Annotated in this window: 12 protein-coding genes; 8 read left to right on the top strand and 4 right to left on the bottom strand. The window is 39.2% G+C overall.

Going from position 1 to position 17,911, the window contains the following annotated elements; genetic code table 11:
- Positions 1-58: 58 nt before the first annotated feature.
- Positions 59-2,587 (top strand): histidine kinase, encoded by a 2,529-nt coding sequence (locus HXT20_RS02750; protein WP_422114442.1) that lies wholly within the window; start codon positions 59-61, stop codon positions 2,585-2,587.
- A gap of 23 nt (positions 2,588-2,610) precedes the next feature.
- Complete coding sequence (locus tag HXT20_RS02745) at positions 2,611-3,342, top strand: response regulator (protein WP_422114441.1); 732 nt, start codon at positions 2,611-2,613, stop codon at positions 3,340-3,342.
- 206 nt (positions 3,343-3,548) lie between these two features.
- Here the strand turns inward: HXT20_RS02745 and HXT20_RS02740 are convergent, their stop codons facing one another.
- The 3 genes from HXT20_RS02740 to HXT20_RS02730 all read right to left on the bottom strand — a co-directional run bounded on the left by HXT20_RS02740 (position 3,549) and on the right by HXT20_RS02730 (position 8,910).
- Positions 3,549-5,000, bottom strand: a complete 1,452-nt coding sequence (locus HXT20_RS02740; protein WP_422114440.1) for a conjugal transfer protein — start codon at positions 4,998-5,000, stop codon at positions 3,549-3,551.
- Between the two features lie 371 nt (positions 5,001-5,371).
- Positions 5,372-8,065: an ABC transporter permease gene (locus HXT20_RS02735; protein WP_009994141.1), complete on the bottom strand. Its 2,694-nt coding sequence runs from the start codon at positions 8,063-8,065 to the stop codon at positions 5,372-5,374.
- Between the two features lie 17 nt (positions 8,066-8,082).
- On the bottom strand, positions 8,083-8,910 hold the full coding sequence (locus HXT20_RS02730) for an ABC transporter ATP-binding protein (protein WP_004111879.1): 828 nt from the start codon (positions 8,908-8,910) through the stop codon (positions 8,083-8,085).
- Between the two features lie 577 nt (positions 8,911-9,487).
- On the opposite strand from HXT20_RS02730, the gene fucO reads away from it, so the two are divergent.
- Complete coding sequence (fucO, locus tag HXT20_RS02725) at positions 9,488-10,639, top strand: lactaldehyde reductase (protein WP_248902377.1); 1,152 nt, start codon at positions 9,488-9,490, stop codon at positions 10,637-10,639.
- Positions 10,640-10,794: 155 nt separating this feature from the next.
- Here the strand turns inward: fucO and HXT20_RS02720 are convergent, their stop codons facing one another.
- Positions 10,795-11,838, bottom strand: coding sequence for a LacI family DNA-binding transcriptional regulator (locus HXT20_RS02720; protein ID WP_004138220.1), 1,044 nt, complete (start codon positions 11,836-11,838; stop codon positions 10,795-10,797).
- A 489-nt stretch (positions 11,839-12,327) separates the two neighbouring features.
- On the opposite strand from HXT20_RS02720, the gene HXT20_RS02715 reads away from it, so the two are divergent.
- From HXT20_RS02715 to HXT20_RS02695, 5 genes are all read left to right on the top strand, one after another.
- Positions 12,328-13,611 (top strand): enolase C-terminal domain-like protein, encoded by a 1,284-nt coding sequence (locus HXT20_RS02715; protein ID WP_174142820.1) that lies wholly within the window; start codon positions 12,328-12,330, stop codon positions 13,609-13,611.
- Between the two features lie 133 nt (positions 13,612-13,744).
- Positions 13,745-14,536 carry an SDR family oxidoreductase gene (locus tag HXT20_RS02710; RefSeq protein ID WP_004111884.1) on the top strand — a complete coding sequence of 264 codons (792 nt, stop codon included), beginning with the start codon at positions 13,745-13,747 and terminating at the stop codon, positions 14,534-14,536.
- A gap of 142 nt (positions 14,537-14,678) precedes the next feature.
- Positions 14,679-15,965 carry an MFS transporter gene (locus HXT20_RS02705; protein WP_004111886.1) on the top strand — a complete coding sequence of 429 codons (1,287 nt, stop codon included), beginning with the start codon at positions 14,679-14,681 and terminating at the stop codon, positions 15,963-15,965.
- A gap of 66 nt (positions 15,966-16,031) precedes the next feature.
- A complete protein-coding gene (locus HXT20_RS02700; RefSeq protein ID WP_004111888.1) occupies positions 16,032-16,805 on the top strand; it encodes an amidohydrolase family protein in 774 nt (257 codons plus the stop codon).
- A gap of 123 nt (positions 16,806-16,928) precedes the next feature.
- Positions 16,929-17,843 carry a dihydrodipicolinate synthase family protein gene (locus tag HXT20_RS02695; RefSeq protein WP_004115323.1) on the top strand — a complete coding sequence of 305 codons (915 nt, stop codon included), beginning with the start codon at positions 16,929-16,931 and terminating at the stop codon, positions 17,841-17,843.
- The last annotated feature ends 68 nt before the right edge of the window (positions 17,844-17,911 follow it).

Below are 17,911 nucleotides of genomic sequence, written 5' to 3'. Positions count from 1 at the left end.
TATAAATCATACTAAAGTTCGATTGTTCTATAAAGTGCCGTGTACTAGCCTAGTAGTTATGAAAATATCTCACACGTTTAACAAAGCCATACAACGCTTACGCACTGAGCTTACGCTAAACGATATATTGTGGGGCATTATTCCACTTATTCTTTTTACACTTTCAAGCAATCGGTATCCTGTAAACAATGTTGACGGATTCTTGACGCAAAGTTCACTAATTACAACCTATCTTATAAATATTGTTGTTGCATCATTACTTTCAGTACGAAGAATATGGCCCGAACACACAGCTGTTATTTTTATTGTTGCATGCATTTTGCAAGTAATATTTGGCCCTACTCAACTTTTTGCTGATTTCTTTGGTTTTGTGCTGCTTGTTAATGCTATTGCTCGCGGAAATCCAGAACATTCAAAAGCTTTTGTTATTGCAGCTTACGTAACAACAGTATTATCTTGCGCAGCAATATCGTGGAATATTGTAATGGGGCCAATATATGGCATCAATCATTTAAAAGCTAGTTATTCTTGTAGTGTACAAAATATAAATAGTAGCAACATAAGAAACTGCGTTTCAATTATACTTGATTTTGCAATTCCTACTATAATTTTTGCAATTATTATTACTACAATTACGGTTATTATTGGCTACTGGCAGCGCACTCACGTGCACACTATTCAACTTTTACAAGAGAACAATAACGATATTCGCGCGTACCGAAAAAAAGCTCAGCATATTGCTGTTACTGCAGAGCGCGCTAGAATCGCTAGGGATATGCACGATATTGTTGCTCACACGCTTTCTATTATTATTGTTCAAGCAGACGGTGGTCGCTATGCAGCAACACAAGATATTTCTCTTGCTAAAAAAACAATGCATATTATTAAAAACGAAGCCGAGCGCGCCGTTCACGACATGCGTCGACTGCTAGAAGCTTTAACAGACGCTCCATCCGCTCAATTGGATTTTAATCACATACCTTCGCTTATTGAGCAAGCAAAAATTGCATCTCCTAATAACATTTTTTGGCACACTGTTGATGGCATAAATTCTCAAAATAGACTTAACACGGACGCACAAACCGTTGCATACCGCGTTGTTCAAGAATCTCTTACTAATATTCGGAAGCACGCAGGAAATGGCATTAAAATAAACATTCACGAACAGTGGAACGAACAAGGATTAACACTAAAAATCACAAACGAAGTACACAAGCTTGAAGCTAATCAAGAGCAAAATAGTGGTGTGCCACATAAAAATGGTTATGGTTTGATTGGCATGAAAGAGCGCATTGAAAATCTTCACGGAACGCTTGATTATGGAAAACTCAATGATGGAACATTTAGTATTGTTGCTTTTATTCCATATTCTTACAGCACAGACCAATCAAACACTACTGCTTCTGCACTAAATAGTATTCCTAATGTTAGTTATAAAAACGTAAAAGTTAATAATCCATTATCAACGCAAGAAAAACCAGAAAATACAAGCGATAAAACCTCATCAAAAGTTTTGCCAGCGACAAATAATTCACAAAATAGGATTGAGAAAGTATCACAATGGTTTGAACAACATTGGCTTATTGGCGATGTTATTTATGCATCACCTTGGACTGTTCTAATGCTTTTTATACCAACTTACGATTTTATTGTTGGAACTGGAATGACTTCACAATATTCAAGCTCGCTTTCATTACAAATACTTTATAGAATACTTACGCTTACTACTATGATTCCATTTATGTTTCGTAGAAAAGCTCCGACTACGTGCGCAATTGTTGCAGCAGCATTTTCTGCAATACAACTTATATGCTTGCCTAATATTTTATTTGCTAATTTCTTTATACCAACCATTGTTTATGCGGCTGTGCTCTATGGCAAAAAGCACGCATGGCAATGGGTTAGCGCAGTAGTGCTCGCCGAATCTGCTATTTTTGCTGTAAAAATTGGTGTTGCATCAAAAAATATTCCACAAAATGAAACTCCAATACGATTTTTTGCATCTAATGCGTACACAACTAATTTTTATGACATTATGCAAATGGCGTCCGTAGGATTAATTTTTGGTTTTATAGTTGCATTAATTTGTTTTGCTGCTATTGCATTTGCTTATTACCGCAGAAACGATGACAATAATTTGCTGATTCTAAAAGCGCGCAGAACAGAATTAGAACAAGAACAAAAACAGCTAGAAGTACTTGCAGCAAATGCCGAAAGGCAGCGTATTAGCGCAAATATTCAGCAAAAAGTTGCAGTTACATTGCATAAAGTAATTGATGCCGCAAATAGCGGAATTGATATGCTTAATAAATACGAAAAAACAAATAGTAATGCAGAAAATCAAAAGTCAAAAGAACCTGAGCAACTACAAGAACAAAGTGAAGCAATTAGTAAAGCTTTCAAAAATATTAGTGACGAAGGTCGTTCAGCACTAAAATATATGCGAAAATTGCTTGGAATTTTGCGAGAAACAGGATCAAGCGTTAATTCAGCAAATAATAGTGCAAATGTTTCTGAGATTGCGGTTCGCCCTGCTGCACCACTTGATGAGCAAATTCAACACAACGCATTAAACACAACACATTAAATAAGCAACAGTAAGTTGATACTATGGAACATATGGAAAACAATGAAGTAATTCGAGTCGCAATAGCAGACGATCAGGAGCTTGTGCGCGCAGGATTTGCTATGGTAATCAACTCGCAAAAAGACATGCAAGTTGTTGCGCAAGCTTCAAATGGCAATGAAATTGTAGAAGTTGCGTCAAAAGAACATCCAGACGTTATTTTGATGGATGTGCGCATGCCTAACATGGACGGTTTGGAAGCAACTCGCAAAATCTTGCAAGAAGATGCTAGTAGCAATACGCGCATTGTTATTTTAACAACTTTTGATTTAGACGAATACGTTATGGCTGCAATTCATACGGGCGCATCTGGATTCTTGCTTAAAGATACAGAGCCAGAAACATTGCTTAATTCAATACGAACTGTGTATCAAGGAAACGCAATTATTGCTCCAACTGCTACAAAGCGCTTAATTGAGTCGATGATTTCTAAGCCGAGCAACGAAAGTATTGCATCGGAAGAAGAAAATACAGAAAATGCGTCTAGAAGCAAACAAAACGCAAACGCTTACAATTCTTACTTAAATGATTTAACAGATCGCGAGCGCGAAGTACTCATTGAAATTGCTCACGGACTGTCTAACCAAGAGATTGCTGATAAACTGTTTATTAGCTTGCCAACAGTTAAAACGCATGTTGCTCATATTTTGGGAAAAATCAAAGCAAGAGACAGAGTTCAAGCTGTTGTGTTCGCTTACGAAAATGGTCTTGTTTAATTATTCTTATAAAAATAAAAAATAATGCGGCTGTTCTTATAAACAATAAATCTTTTCTATAAAATAATGCGGCTGCAAAATTAATCTATTCTTCATTGAACGATCGAATTGCAACCGCATTTTAATTTTTTTATATTATTTGTGCTATTTATATTCGCATTAAGCTATTTTAGCTATCTGTATTTGATTATCAGCAATCCTAAGTTTTATTTAGAAAAGCGAATTTTGCCACCGCGACTCATATAAATACCTGCAGCTGCAGAACCACCTATTGCCATTGTTCCTACAACAGCGCCAGCAACTACAAGATTATTGTTGTTCGATGGTGCTTTTGCGTTATCGCTTTTAGCTTCAGATAACTTATCGGCTTCTTCAACAGCTTTGGAATCTTCTTTTACCTCTTCATTTTCCGTATTTTCATCTTTTTTATCTTCTTCAGTATTTTGAGAATCGCTTTTTTCGCTACTAGAAGCGTTATTTGCTTCGGATTCTGCTGGATGAGATACTGGCGATGCTGTCTGCGCTGCAACTGATGCAGTAGTGCTCACATTTGCGGAAGCAGCAGAAACATCTGACGCAGGAGAAACAGCAGATGCATTTTGTGAGTTTCCAACAGAAGCCGCAGGAATTTCCTTGGATGTAGCATTCTGTGGGATAACCTTTGATTCAGAAACTGGAGCAAATGGTGTTACAGAGGATTCTGCTGGGCGTGCTGCTAAAGATGAAGAAGTAGTCGATTCAACTTCAACACTCTTCGCTTTAGATTTCTTAGATTCTAATGATTCTACTTGCGAAGATCTATATTCAGAAGATGCAAATTTATTATCTGAAGACCGCGAATCAACTTTAGAATCCTTCGGCTGAGTCTGCACAGAATCTTTTTCTTGTGCAGCTTTTTCTTCAATAACTTTAGTATCTGGAGATTTTACTTCTGGAATGGACTTCTCAACTTCTTTCTTCGACTTAGTAGAGTCATTTGACGTATCAACTGTAGTATCTGACTCTGTACGTGGAGCTGGTGTAGGAGAATCCGGCTTCATTGTTTCTTCTTGAACCTTATTTTCTTCCTTATTAATATCATTGATATCTACACCAAAATTATCCTTAAGTTTTCGTTCATATTCTGCTACTTGTTGCCTTGCATTTTGTGAATATATATTATATTTTCTCAAATCCTCTTCAGCAGAATTCAACTTTTTAGTATTGTCTCTAAGATTGTTTTCTATATTTTTTCTATCTTCATCTAGCTTGATTTTCTCTCCATTAAGACGATCAAAATCAGATTCAGAAGCAGATTCCATTCTGCGTTCTAATTCTTCAATTTTATCAGTTTTATTATTACTATCTTCCAATTCTTTTTTTACAAGTTCATTTAAAGTCTTAACTTTTATTTCTAATTCTTTTAACTTGTTTTCATAAATCTTTAAATTATTTTTTGCACTTTTACGACTAGAAAGTAATTCATCTTGTGTCTCTGGATCTTTAGCACCCAAATCTAAATCTTCTAATTTACCGAATTTGTTATCAGAAGCATCGACAACATTATTTGGTTCTGATCCACTTACAGCTTCTTGTGCCCACGCTGGCATTGGGCTTTGCATTAATAACAACACGATTCCTGCAATCACTGCGGCAGATTTTTTATTGACCGTTACCATATTCTTCTACTCCTTGCTCGTAGCGGCCTCATATTTAATTTATGCTTATGTCAGCAGTCAACCAAAGAGCATAACAGAGAAATAAATAAGATTCCAACGTCAAATAATCGAAAAATTTTTCGATTAACTTGTTATAACAAATATTTAATACTTAATTTTTTCGATTTTCCCGATAAAAATATAAATCCATATTAATAATATCTAAACAATTGTATTTTATGCATAAAATTTATTTATTTTTTTGATGTACATCACATTATTTTTTCTGCGTGTCGCACGTTATGTAGAAAAAAATAATGCTGATGCACAACTACACCAGCATTATTTCTGTTTTTATAATTAACTTAATATATGTTATAACAACATATAGTTTATTCTTCTGCGAGCGCAACTACTGGCGAAGACTTCACTGCTCTACGAGCCGGAAGAACGCTAGAAAGAAGCGCTGCAAGCAAAGCGATTAGAGCAAGAACCGCGTAAATAGCCCAATCAACTACAAACGGAACTTTGCCAATTACGCTAAACACCATGTAGGATCCAATCCACCCAAACACTGTTCCAACAATCAAGCCAGAAACGGTGCTTGTTAAGGAAATCAACGTTGCTTCCAACGCAAGAGATCTTCTAACCTGGCCTCTTGTCATGCCTATTGCGCGCAAAGTTGCAGATTCTTTGGTTCTCTCAATAACAGACAAGCTTAATGTGTTTGCAACGCCTATTAAAGCAATCACAACAGCTACTGCTATTAAGCCAACAAGCAACATCATCATTACGTCGATAGCACTCTCCCACTGCGCTCGCTCAAACACGCTTCCAGCAGCCATAACCTCCGCATAGCTAGATGTAATATTTCTAATATTTTTAACAATATCTACAAGATTAGCTTTGCTAGAATCTACCGAAATGAGCAGAATATGCGTTGTAGGCTTAAGGTAGTTATTGAAGTAAGATTTGCTAACAAAAGCAGTATTCCTTGAATATATATTAACATTTCTATACTTCTTAAACTGAACTTGCTTTACAGTAATGCTCTTATCGTTATTACTAGAGTCTGTATTCGTGCCAGTAAATGGCGTAATATTATCACTGTCTGTTTCACCAGAACTGTACTTTTCTACGTAAGCTTGCAGATCAAGGTTTCCTTTTTTAAGCTCAAAAGGTTCTCCACCTTCTTCATTAAACTTAGGCAAAAGTATAGAATCTTTGTTTATATTAACGCCATCAAGGTCAGTGTGCATTACATTTTTAAGTTGATTTACATTATCAACTCCAGCTGCCATAGCATACTCAGTTTTGCCCTTAGCGTTCTTAAAAGTCATAGGAACTGCAGGAAGCAACTCAGTATGCTTTATTCCACTAATCTTTGAAATATCGGCAGCTAGAGATTCATCAACATTCTTGCCTTGAATAATAATGTCAACACTGTAACGGTCATCAACAACACCTTTAAGAGTTGCTTTACCACATATTGCGCCCGTTACTACTGTAGAAACAAGCGTTACGCCAATAAGCAAAGCCGTTCCAGTTGCTGCAACTCTTCTAGGGTTTCGTTGCACGTTTGCGTTGGCAACTTTAGAAGCAGGCCCACAAAGTGCCATGATTGCGCCAGTTGCCTTCATAGCGAACGGCATCCAGAATGTTGCTGTAATAATAATTCCGATGAAAACAAGCGCACAACCAAACATTGCTCCAAGCAAAGTCATCCAAGAGTCAGAACCAGCATTAGGTGACTTCCCAGCAATCATACTCGCTAAAGAAGTAGCACTTAAAGCAGTAGCTAAAATACCTACAACAATAAACAGAACGCCAAAAACAGCGCGAATAATGCTTGCACGCTTATCTTTAATCAAATCCATTGGTCGTAGCGCTTCCATAGGCGTTACTTTTGTAGCAGATCGCGCAGCACTCATAGACGCAAGAACTGTTACAATCGTGCCAATTGCTATTGGCCACACAATTGCCGGAAGTGAAACAATCAAAGGAATCTTAGATAACGGTCCAGAATTAATATTCACGTTACTAATTGCGCCCATAAATCCGATTGCGCAAAGCACACCAACAGCCGCGGAAATAACTCCAAGTATTGCAGCTTCAAGCAAAACTGCAGCATAAAGCTGGTGAGATTGTGCGCCAATTACGCGCAAAAGCGCAAGAGTTCGTCTGCGTTGAGCAACCAGCACTTGGAATGTGTTTGCTATAACAAGCGAAGAAATAAGCAACGCTAGAATACCAAAAGATAGCAAAAACATAGTCACAAAATTAGTGCCGTTAGACACATTTCGAACAGATCTCACACCAACTTCGTGCCTAGACATAAGAGAGAATCTCGAAGGAAGCAAAGCGTTAATCTTAGGAGATAAATCGTTTATTTTAGATTCATCAATACTCATGTACACTTTGCTTTGCACAACTTGATTGTCAAAATTCTCAATATTTTCGAGTTTTGCACAAAAATCGTTCGTTATGCCACCAAGATACGTGCCGCGATTTGAAAATGGTATTTGAGAATGTTCTCCATCGTCAACAAGACCAACCACACGAACATCGTACGATTTTTCTTTATCTCCGCCAGTGTCATCTACTTTAACCAAAGTTATAGTATCGCCAATATTTGCATGTATTGATTTAGCAATACTTTTAATAAGCGTGATTTCGCCTATTTCTTGCGGATCTCTACCTTCTGTTGATTTATACACAGGAAGATTTCCATACAAACCATTAGACCAAGCAATACTCGTAACTGATTTATCACCTTTTTCTACTCTTACAAGCGCAGTAGCATCGTCACTACGAATACCGTTAACACCAGGCATCTTCGATATTTCGTCTAAATGAAGATCTTTATAATGAATTTCACTACTCGGAGAACTGTTAGGATTTCTAAATGAGATTGCATAATTTGCGCTACCGAATTCATTTGTTGCGTTTCGAACCATCAAGTCATCAACGCTGTTTGCAAAAAGCAAAGTAGCGCTCATAAACATGCTGCCTATAAGAATTGCAATTCCAGAGGCGATTAGCATGCGCACGCTTTTACGCATAAGTTTTAGTGCGATTTTCCACATTCTAAGTTCACCACCTTTTATTGCAATTGAGCAGGCTGATTATTAACGCCAGCCTCGCTACGCTCCATAAGCATCTTGCTCATTCCTTCTGCAGTAGGATTTTGCACGTCTTCAACGATTTGACCATCTGCAAACACGATTGCCCGATCCGCGTAAGACGCTGCAACAGCGTCGTGAGTAACCATAATCACAGTTTGACCAAGCTCCGTTACAGACTTCTTCAAGAAATGCAAAACTTCCAAGCTGGAAGCAGAGTCGAGATTGCCAGTAGGCTCGTCTGCAAAAACTACGGAAGGCTTAGAGATTAAAGCTCGAGCAATTGCAACGCGTTGACGCTGACCACCAGAAAGCTCAGCAGGCCTATGCTTTAAACGATCTTGCAAGCCAAGAGTATTAACCAAAGTATTAAACCATTGCTTATCTGGCTTTTTGCCTGCCAAAGTAAGAGGCATAAGAATATTTTGCTCAGCGCTAAACATTGGAAGAAGATTAAAACTTTGGAAAATAAAACCAACCATCTCGCGGCGCATAAGCGTAAGCTGCTTATCACTCATGCCTGTAATATCTAGGCCGTCAACCAAAACTTTTCCAGAATTAACGCTGTCAAGACCAGCCAAAGAATGCATTAAAGTTGACTTTCCAGAACCCGAAGGACCCATAATCGCAGTAAACTTGCCGCGCTCGAAACTAACGCTTACATCTCGCAAAGCGTGAACAATGCCTGCACCCTTGCCAAAATCTTTAACAACATGCAAAGCTGCAACCGCAGTCTCGCCAATCAAACCTTCTTGAGCGGAATAATTCATTTGCGTAAAACGCGTATCTTGACTATTTTCAACACTCATTTTGCACCTCGCTTACTTTTGCAGTTCCTTACAAGTATTGGAATTACCTTACAATTACAATTTACGGGATTAAAAACGCATTCTCTATAGTGCGTAAGGCTGATATTCTCATTGAAATAATAGGAATTTTGATATTAAATTTTGATATAAAAATGCTCTTATATAAAATCGTCATACTTTAGTATGAGAGCCAGTATGAGAGGCTTAAATTCACAGGCGTAATATTACAGATCTAAATTTGCATTCCAAATAGATTATTTAATTCAAAATAAATCAATTAGATAACTAAAACACCAATCAATTAAAGAATTTTTCTTAACGTGATTAATATTTTTCTTTCAACATATTCATTGCAAATCATGTGCTCGAATTTTTATAAATGTGCTTATTTATATCTAAAATAAATAAAAATGCATAAAATTAGTTAGTTTATGTTCATTTTAATTGTTTATTTGTTAATTTTAGTAACAAAACACTTATTTAACACACTCGCCAAATGTCATGCAATATTGTAAAATATTAGTCGACTACCAAAAATTTGGCGTATGCCAATATGAAACTCAAAGGAGATTTTCGCATGGTCTATAGAATGATTTTCAACCAGACTGCTTACTTCGGCCGCGGAGCAATCAAAGAGATTCCAAACGTTGCTAAAGCACACGGCTTTAAAAAAGCATTTGTAGTAACAGATCCAGTTCTTGTAAAGACGGGAACCGTTAAAAGAGTTACAGACGTTCTAGAATCCGCTGGTCTTCCATACGAAGTATTCGACAATGTAAAGCCAAATCCACCTGTTGAATGCATTCAAGACGGTGTAGAAAAGTTTAAGACATCTGGCGCAGACTTCCTTATTGGTCTCGGCGGCGGCTCTCCACAAGATACCTGCAAGGGCATTGGAATTATTGTAGCCAACCCAGAGTTTGGCGATGTTCTTTCTCTAGAAGGCGTTGCAGATACAAAGAATCCTTCTGTGCCAATCTTTGGCGTACCAACAACAGCAGGAACCGCATCCGAAACAACAATCAACTATGTTGTTACCGATACAGCAAAGCTTCGCAAGTTCGTTGCAGTAGATCCTCACGATATTCCAATCGTTGCATTCGTAGACCCAGACCTCACCGATTCCATGCCACGTTCGCTTAAGGTTGCAACTGGTTTGGACGCACTCACCCACGCAATCGAAGGTTTCATTACTCCAGGCGCATGGAGCCTTTCGGATTGCTTGTCTTTGCAAACAATCCGCATGATTGCACAAAACCTTGCAAAGAGCGCAGATGGAGATGTTCCAGCAGGCGAACAAATGGCTTACGCAAGCTATATAACTGGCATGGCATACTCCAACGTTGGTTTGGGCTTGGTTCACGGCATGGCTCACCCACTCGGCGGTCGCCTTGGCGTTGCTCATGGCGTTGCAAACGGAATTTTGCTCGCTCCTGTTATGGAATATAACAAGGATTACAGTGGCGAAAAGTATCGCGATATTGCTGCTGCATTCGACGTTCCAAACGCATACACCGATGACCTCGAAACAGTACGCAATGCTGCTGTAAAGGCTGTTCACGACTTAACGGTTAAGCTTGGAAATCCTACTAAGATTAGCGAAGTTGGAGCTACACAGGCAGATATTGAAGGCTTAAGCCACGACGCTTTGGCAGATGTTTGCACTCCAGGAAACCCACGCAAGGCCACTTTGGAAGACATTCGCAAGATTTACACAAGCTTGATATAGTCTTCTAAAATAATAAAATAATAAATAAATACGCAATATTTGTGGACGCAACTTATCTTGATTTAAGCTCTTGATTTAGGCTGCGTCCACATTTATTTGATTTATGTCATAAGCCATAAATCATAAGTCAAATTCTATATCTAATAACTCTTCTATCAATCGACAACAGTCTGAGTGCTGTCTCGAATAACAACATGTGCAGGAAGAACCAGTTGATTCTCAATCTCCTTACCTTCCCTAATCTCAAGAATCATTCTAATGGCATTCTTTGCTATTGAGTCAAAAGGCTGATTAACAGTTGTTAAAGATGGCATCAAATACTGTGCAGGATACACATCATCAAACCCAGCTACAGAAAGCTCAGATCCTAACTTAATACCGCGTTCGCGAGCAGCACGATACACATTTACAGCTGTAATATCGTTGCAAGCAAAAATAGCAGTAGGACGCTTTTCTTCAGGCAAATCCAAAATCTTACAAGCCATTTCATAGCCGCGTTCAGGAAGATAATCCCCCTCTTTAACCAAATCTTTATCAATCGTCAAGCCAGACTGCTCCATTGCAGCGTTATAGCCAGCAAATCGGGCTACACCAGATTGAACATTAAGAGGACCAGTTATAACGCCTATTCTCTTATGCCCCAGATTAATCAGATGTTTTGTAAGCTCATAAGCTCCTGTCCAATTATCGATTGAAATCGTGTGATCTTCCCCATTAGAAAGAGACACGGGATCAATTATAATCAACGGAATATTTCGCATACGCAAAAATTCCTTATCTTTCTGCGTAAGATCAGACATTTGAGATATAACACCAAGAGGATTTCTATCTACAATTCCACGCAAACACTCATCACGTTTCTTACCATTATCGGTTTGAGCGACTGTAAGAGCTAATCCTTCTCTTTGCGCCCAACGAGATGCGTAAGTAATCATCTCAATCGTGCCATTATTTGCCACATAATCTACTAATAATTCAATTGTCGGAGATACCTTAGTGCTTACAAGCGAATACTCGCGCCCACTTTTTAAAAGAACTTCTTCTACTTTTTTGCGAGTCTCATCTGAAACGCCAGTTCTACCGTTAATAACCTTTGAAATTGTAGAAGGCGATACCCCCGCCTTTTTAGCCAACTCCGTTATGCGAGGTTTTGAAGATTCATTTTCAGCAATGCTAGTTGCGTGACTACGAGTTGGCATATGCACTCTCCTAATTCCTATGCTCATATGCTTATAAGCCGCAAAATTTTTCTTAAACCACAAACAAATGCAGAGAAAATTTCTTGCTTAATTTTGCATTAATCCGCAGCAATGCGAAAATTCAAAAAATAGAAAAATCGCATTATTGCTTGACTTATCAGGCCTAATAGAAATAGTATCATATGTTATTTCGCTACAGACTACACAAAGTCGAGAAATTTTCTTACGACACGCCGAATAATCAGAATTTAAAAGATAACCTCGATGCTAAAAGTGATCATTTTTTAACAGTTATAAAAGATAAAAGCTCAATTTTTCAATATTCTTAAAATCCAAAATATGACATTTATCACAAAACGTGAGATTAGGAAAAATTCGCAAAAAATTATTTACGAAAATTTCCTAACGATTAGAACATTTTTCTATTATTTAGTTATAGAATATAGGAGTAGGTCACAACGATGTTAAAGCAAAGGAGCATGAATCGTTATGAGTACAATCACATCAGTAAAAACCTATGATTTTAGATTCCCTACGTCGCAAACGCTTTCTGGGTCCGACGCAATGAACAAAGATCCAGATTATTCATCAGCATACGTAGAAATCAAAACAAGTCTAGACGATGGCATTAAAGGCGTTGGATTTGTATTTACGATTGGTCGCGGAAACGATGTTGTTTGCGCAGCAATCGACTCCATGTCTCAAGTGCTTATTGGCAGGAACGTGGAAGAATTGCTAGACAACATGCGACTTGCATGGGATCTTTTTGTTCACGACTCACAACTTCGCTGGCTAGGTCCTGAAAAAGGCGTAGAACACATGGCAATTGGCGCGATTTTAAGCGCATTGTGGGATATTAAAGCAAAGCGAGCTGGGAAGCCATTGTGGCGTTTACTTGCCGAGATGGATCCAAAGGAATTAGTTTCTACCCTTGACTTCCGCTACATGACCGATGCATTAAGGCCAGAAGAAGCAATCGAGTTCTTGCAAGATGGTCAAAAAGGCAAGGAAGATCGAATTGCTGACTTGCTTGTAAACGGCTACCCAGGCTACTCCACTGCTGCAGGCTGGCTCGGTTACAGTGACGAGAAGATGGTTGCAATCGCTAAGGAAGAATCGCAAGTTAAAGGCTTTAAGCAAATTAAGCTTAAGGTTGGTCAAAATGTAGACGACGATTTGCGAAGACTCGCACTCGCGCGCGAAGCAATCGGTCCAGATGTTCATCTTGCAGTAGATGCAAACCAAGTGTGGGATGTTCCAACAGCAATTACTTGGATTAATCGCTTCCACGACTTTGACTTGGCTTGGGTAGAAGAGCCAACAAGCCCAGACGACGTTATTGGACACGCAACAATCGCTCGCGCAATCAACCCAATACCAGTTGCAACTGGCGAGCAAATGCAAAGCAGAATCATGTTCAAGCAATACTTGCAAGCAAACGCATTTGGAATCATGCAAATCGACGCAACTCGAGTTGCAGGTCCACAAGAAGTTGTTCTCGAATACTTGCTTGCTCGTAAGTTTAACAAGCCAGTTTGCCCACACGCAGGCGGAGTTGGATTGTGCGAAGCCGTATGCCACTTTGCAATGTTTGATTATGTTGCAGTTTCTGGAACAAAGGAAGGTCGCATGATTGAATACGTAGACAATCAGCACGAGCACTTTGTACATCCAACACAAATCAAGAATGGCAATTACGTTGCACCAACTGCACCAGGTAATGGCACTGAGATGACGCTGGAAACAGCCGAAAAGTACCTTTATCGCGGCTAAAAATAGTAAAAAAAAACAAGTGGCTAGTCGCATAGTGATTAACGATTAGCCACTTGTAAAAAATAAATCATAAAATTTTATAATTTAAAAATTAACTAAAAGCAAACCACATCATTTAACAAAGGAGTTCATTATGGATTTGCATTTGGAAGGCAAGGTTTTCATTGTAACAGGTGGATTCAAGGGAATTGGTAAAGGCATTACGCTTCAACTTGCTCGAGAAGGCGCAATTCCAGTAGTTATTAACCGAGCGGACGCTGCAGAAGAAACATTCCGCAAAGATATTGAGCAATACACAAAGAACTACGATGTTTATCTTCTCGACTTGAACGACACGGACGAGATTGCACCAATTATTGAAGAAACCTATAAGAAGTATGGTCATATTGACGGCATTGTAAATAACGCTGGCGTTAACGACAACAAGGATTTGGAATCCACTTCTTGGCGCGACTTCGAGAAGTCGATTCACGGAAACCTCACTCACTACTACGAAACTGTTCATGCTGCTGTAAAGTACTTGAAGGAAAGCCACGGAGCTGTTGTGAATATTTCTTCTAAGACTGCTCTAACTGGCCAGGGCAAGACTAGCGCTTATGCTGCTGCAAAGGGCGGAATCTTAGGCTTGACTCGCGAATGGGCTGCAGCTCTTGTCCATGATTGCGTGCGCGTAAACGCGATTGTTGTTTCGGAATGCTGGACTCCACTGTATGCAGATTGGATTAAGACATTTGGTGACGAAGCTGCTCAGCAAGCTCGCTTGAAGGTTATTACAGACAAGATTCCTCTGGAAAACCGCATGACTACTACGGAAGAGATTGGAAACGAAGCTGCATTCCTGCTTTCGGATCGCTCTTCGCACACCACTGGTCAGTGGGTATTCGTTGATGGAGGCTACGTGCATCTTGATCGAGCTTTGTCTTAAATCACAAATGCAAATTTAAGATTAATGCAGTTTAGCTAGTAAATGGTGCGCAATGCGAATGTGTGTTTGCGCACCATTGCACAAAATCATTTAAGAACTTAAAATCTTAAACTTTTAGAATTATTCTCACACAGGAGTGACGATGACTACAAAAGAAAACGACAATGCCGTCGTTAAGAATAGTAAAAATGGCTCAAAAGCTATGATTGCCATCGTATTGGTAACATCTTTGTTCTTTGTATGGGGCTTGACCATGAATTTGGTCAATGCACTGAATTCACCATTTGGCAATTATCTTGAACTGAATAATACTCAAAAAGCATTGCTGCAGGTAGCATATTTTGGCGCATACTTCGTTATGGCAATTCCTGCAGGCTTAATCGCAAAGCGTTTTGGATACAAGGGCGGCGTTATTAGTGGCCTCGCACTCTTTGCTCTTGGCGCATTTGCGGTAATCCCTGCAACAGCTACCGCAAGCTACGCAATGTTCCTAGTTGCAATGTTTGTTATAGCGTTGGGCGCAGCAACTTTGGAAACGAATTGCAACCCTTACATTACTAAGCTTGGCGATGAGAAGGGCGAATCCTTTAGAATCAACATGGCACAGAGCTTCAACGGAGTTGGAAACATTGTTGGACCTCTTATTCTTGGTCAAATTTTAGGCAAAACTGTTGCTAAGAACGAGCCAGGCTTCGACGTTGCTAAGCTAAAGTTCCTTGGCGATACTCGCTTGATTTACATTGTTATTGGCATTGTTCTTATTGCGATTATTGCAATCTTCTTCTGCTTTAAACTCCCTACTCCTCCAGGAGACGTTGAGGCAGACCAGGAAAGCAAGGGTGATTCTTCCTTCATTCATCTTATGAGCAAGCCATACTTTACTCTTGGAATTATTGCAGAATTCATCTTTATTGGACTTCAAGTTGCTGGAATGGCAATGTTCTCCGACTTTGCTCTAAAGCATTGGGGTACTGGAATCACCACTGGTGTTGCTGCTTCTATGCTTGCAATCGTTTCCTTAATGTTTACAATCGGCCGCTTTGTTACAACTCCTTTGATGGCAAAGTTTGATGGTGGCAAGATTCTTGGATTGTACATGACTTTAAGCGCAGTGCTTATGTTTGTTGCATTCCTTGGACTTGGTCAGATTTCTGTAATCGCCTACATTGTAGCGTACTTGTTTATCTCCATTGGCTTCCCAACAATCTTCTCTCTTACTCTTAAGGGAATTCATGGAGCAGCAGCAAAGACTGGTTCTTCTGCACTCGTTATGAGCATTGTTGGCGCTGCAATCATTCCGTTAGTTTTCGGTTTGGTACAAGATTTTGCTGGAATCGAAGCCGCCGTATTGCTCACAGTTCCAGGATTCTTGTATGTTGCTTGGTACGCTCTTTGGGGCTCAAAGATTGGTCTTGTAGAAGCTAAATAATTCGCGAATAACTACAAAGTCTTTACAAAGTTTTTATTTGAAAGTCTTTAGAAAGGAAAATTTATTATGTCTCAACTTCGTATTTTGGATTCACATTTTCATATTTGGGATCCAACAAAGCAAGTCTTGCCTTGGCTTGATGGCTTAGACAAGTTAAACCACACTTTTACTCTAGAGCAGCTAGAAAAAGAGTATGCAGATTTAGGAGTTGACTTCCTCGGCGGCGTATACGTTGAGGTTGATGCTGCAGACCACGAGCTAGAAGATAGGCTTATTGGCGAAAATCCTAATCCTAAAATTCTAGCTAAAATGCTTAGAGTCACGTTGGATCCGTTTATGCGCGTTCCAATTCACGCAACCGGTATTCGCGAGCCTCTTCATATTCCAAGCGAGCCACGCGGACGTTGCCTAGAGCCTTCGTTTATTGGTGGTCTTAAGGCAATGGCAAAGAAGGGCATGCCTTTCGAGCTTTGCAATCGTGGCGAAGAACTTGGAGATATGGCTAAAGCTTTTGAGCAAGTTCCAGAAGTTACTGTTGTTCTAAACCATTTGGGCAATGTTCCAGGATTAGACGACGATTCTTGCAATGCTTTGCGTGCGTTTGCAAAGCTTCCACACAGCTATATTAAGATTTCGGGAGATAATCCAGTAAATCCAGATATTGTTAAGTTTGTAAAAGACACCTTTAGCCCTGATCGCCTACTCTTTAGCTCCAATTGGCCAGTTGTTAAGTTGAATTCTTCACTTAAGCAGCATCTTGACTTAATGGTTGAGCTTTTCGGCGACGACGAAGATTTCTTTATGAATAATGCAAAGAAGGCGTATGGTATTAAACTGTAATTAATTAAGTTATTTGAATAATCGATTTGAATAATCATTGCTTATGGGGTGTAAGATTTTGCCAGTTAAAGTCTTATACCCCATAATTCAATACACAAAATAATTAATAAAAGGACGAATTTTATGATTACTTCTAGTAGCGCAAAGCTTGATTTGCATGCTTTTAAGGGCGTTTTCTGCCCATCAATAACTGTAAGCAAAGATGACGGAAGCATTGACTACAACTTATGGGCAAAGCACTTAGACCATCTGATTGATGCTGGGATTAATGGCATATTGATTTTTGGCAGCATCGGCGAATTCTACGCATATCCACTTAGTATAAAAAAGGAAGCTGCTAAGTTTGCTATTGAACATGTTAATCACAGAGTTCCAGTTCTTATAGGCGTTGGAAACACAAATCTTAACGAAGTACTTGACTTTACTAAGTTTGCGGAAAGTTGCGGAGCAGACGCTGTTGTAGCTGTATCTCCATACTACTTTGGACCAACTGCACCAACTGCCGAACGATACTTTGGCGCAATAGCTAACGCAACTAGCTTGCCCGTTATTCTATACAACTTCCCTGCTCGAACTGGCAGCGATTTAACACCAAGCTTAGTTGCAAGTCTTGCTGAAAAATACCCGAATATTGTTGGTATTAAAGATACGGTAGATACTATAAGCCATACTCGCGCAATGATTGAAGCCACTAGACGCGTAAACCCAGATTTCGTTGTTTTCTCTGGCTTTGATGAGTATTACACTCCTAACAGGATTGCTGGAGGAAACGGCGTGATTTGTGGTCTTACAAATGTAGAGCCAGAAACTTTTGCATCTTTGCATAAGGCGTATGAGGCTGGCGATTTTGCACATCTTATTGAATGTGCTAAAAGAATCAGCCATTTGATGGCAGTTTACAACACTACCGACTTGTTTATTTCTGCTATTAAAGCTGCTGTAAATCTTAAGGGATTGCCGATTAGCACGCTTGTTCGCGAGCCTGCAAGTCAAGTTAATAGCGAGCAAATCGAAGCAATTCGTGCGCTGCTTAAGTAACTAAGTCACTCGTAATAAATCAAGAATAAAAGGAATAAACCCGCACAACGTTAAGAAGTGCGGGTTTG

The organism is Gardnerella sp. DNF00109 (assembly GCF_049262845.1).
Taxonomy (GTDB): domain Bacteria; phylum Actinomycetota; class Actinomycetes; order Actinomycetales; family Bifidobacteriaceae; genus Bifidobacterium; species Bifidobacterium vaginale.
The sequence above is the reverse complement of the archived record's forward strand: the minus strand, read 5'-3'. Positions and strand labels throughout refer to the sequence as shown.

Coding starts and splice junctions, on each gene's coding strand:
- HXT20_RS02750 (WP_422114442.1), top strand. CDS start 59: ATGAAAATATCTCACACGTTTAACAAAGCCATACAACGCTTACGCACT.
- HXT20_RS02745 (WP_422114441.1), top strand. CDS start 2,611: ATGGAACATATGGAAAACAATGAAGTAATTCGAGTCGCAATAGCAGAC.
- HXT20_RS02740 (WP_422114440.1), bottom strand. CDS start 5,000: ATGGTAACGGTCAATAAAAAATCTGCCGCAGTGATTGCAGGAATCGTG.
- HXT20_RS02735 (WP_009994141.1), bottom strand. CDS start 8,065: ATGTGGAAAATCGCACTAAAACTTATGCGTAAAAGCGTGCGCATGCTA.
- HXT20_RS02730 (WP_004111879.1), bottom strand. CDS start 8,910: ATGAGTGTTGAAAATAGTCAAGATACGCGTTTTACGCAAATGAATTAT.
- fucO (WP_248902377.1), top strand. CDS start 9,488: ATGGTCTATAGAATGATTTTCAACCAGACTGCTTACTTCGGCCGCGGA.
- HXT20_RS02720 (WP_004138220.1), bottom strand. CDS start 11,838: ATGCCAACTCGTAGTCACGCAACTAGCATTGCTGAAAATGAATCTTCA.
- HXT20_RS02715 (WP_174142820.1), top strand. CDS start 12,328: ATGAGTACAATCACATCAGTAAAAACCTATGATTTTAGATTCCCTACG.
- HXT20_RS02710 (WP_004111884.1), top strand. CDS start 13,745: ATGGATTTGCATTTGGAAGGCAAGGTTTTCATTGTAACAGGTGGATTC.
- HXT20_RS02705 (WP_004111886.1), top strand. CDS start 14,679: ATGACTACAAAAGAAAACGACAATGCCGTCGTTAAGAATAGTAAAAAT.
- HXT20_RS02700 (WP_004111888.1), top strand. CDS start 16,032: ATGTCTCAACTTCGTATTTTGGATTCACATTTTCATATTTGGGATCCA.
- HXT20_RS02695 (WP_004115323.1), top strand. CDS start 16,929: ATGATTACTTCTAGTAGCGCAAAGCTTGATTTGCATGCTTTTAAGGGC.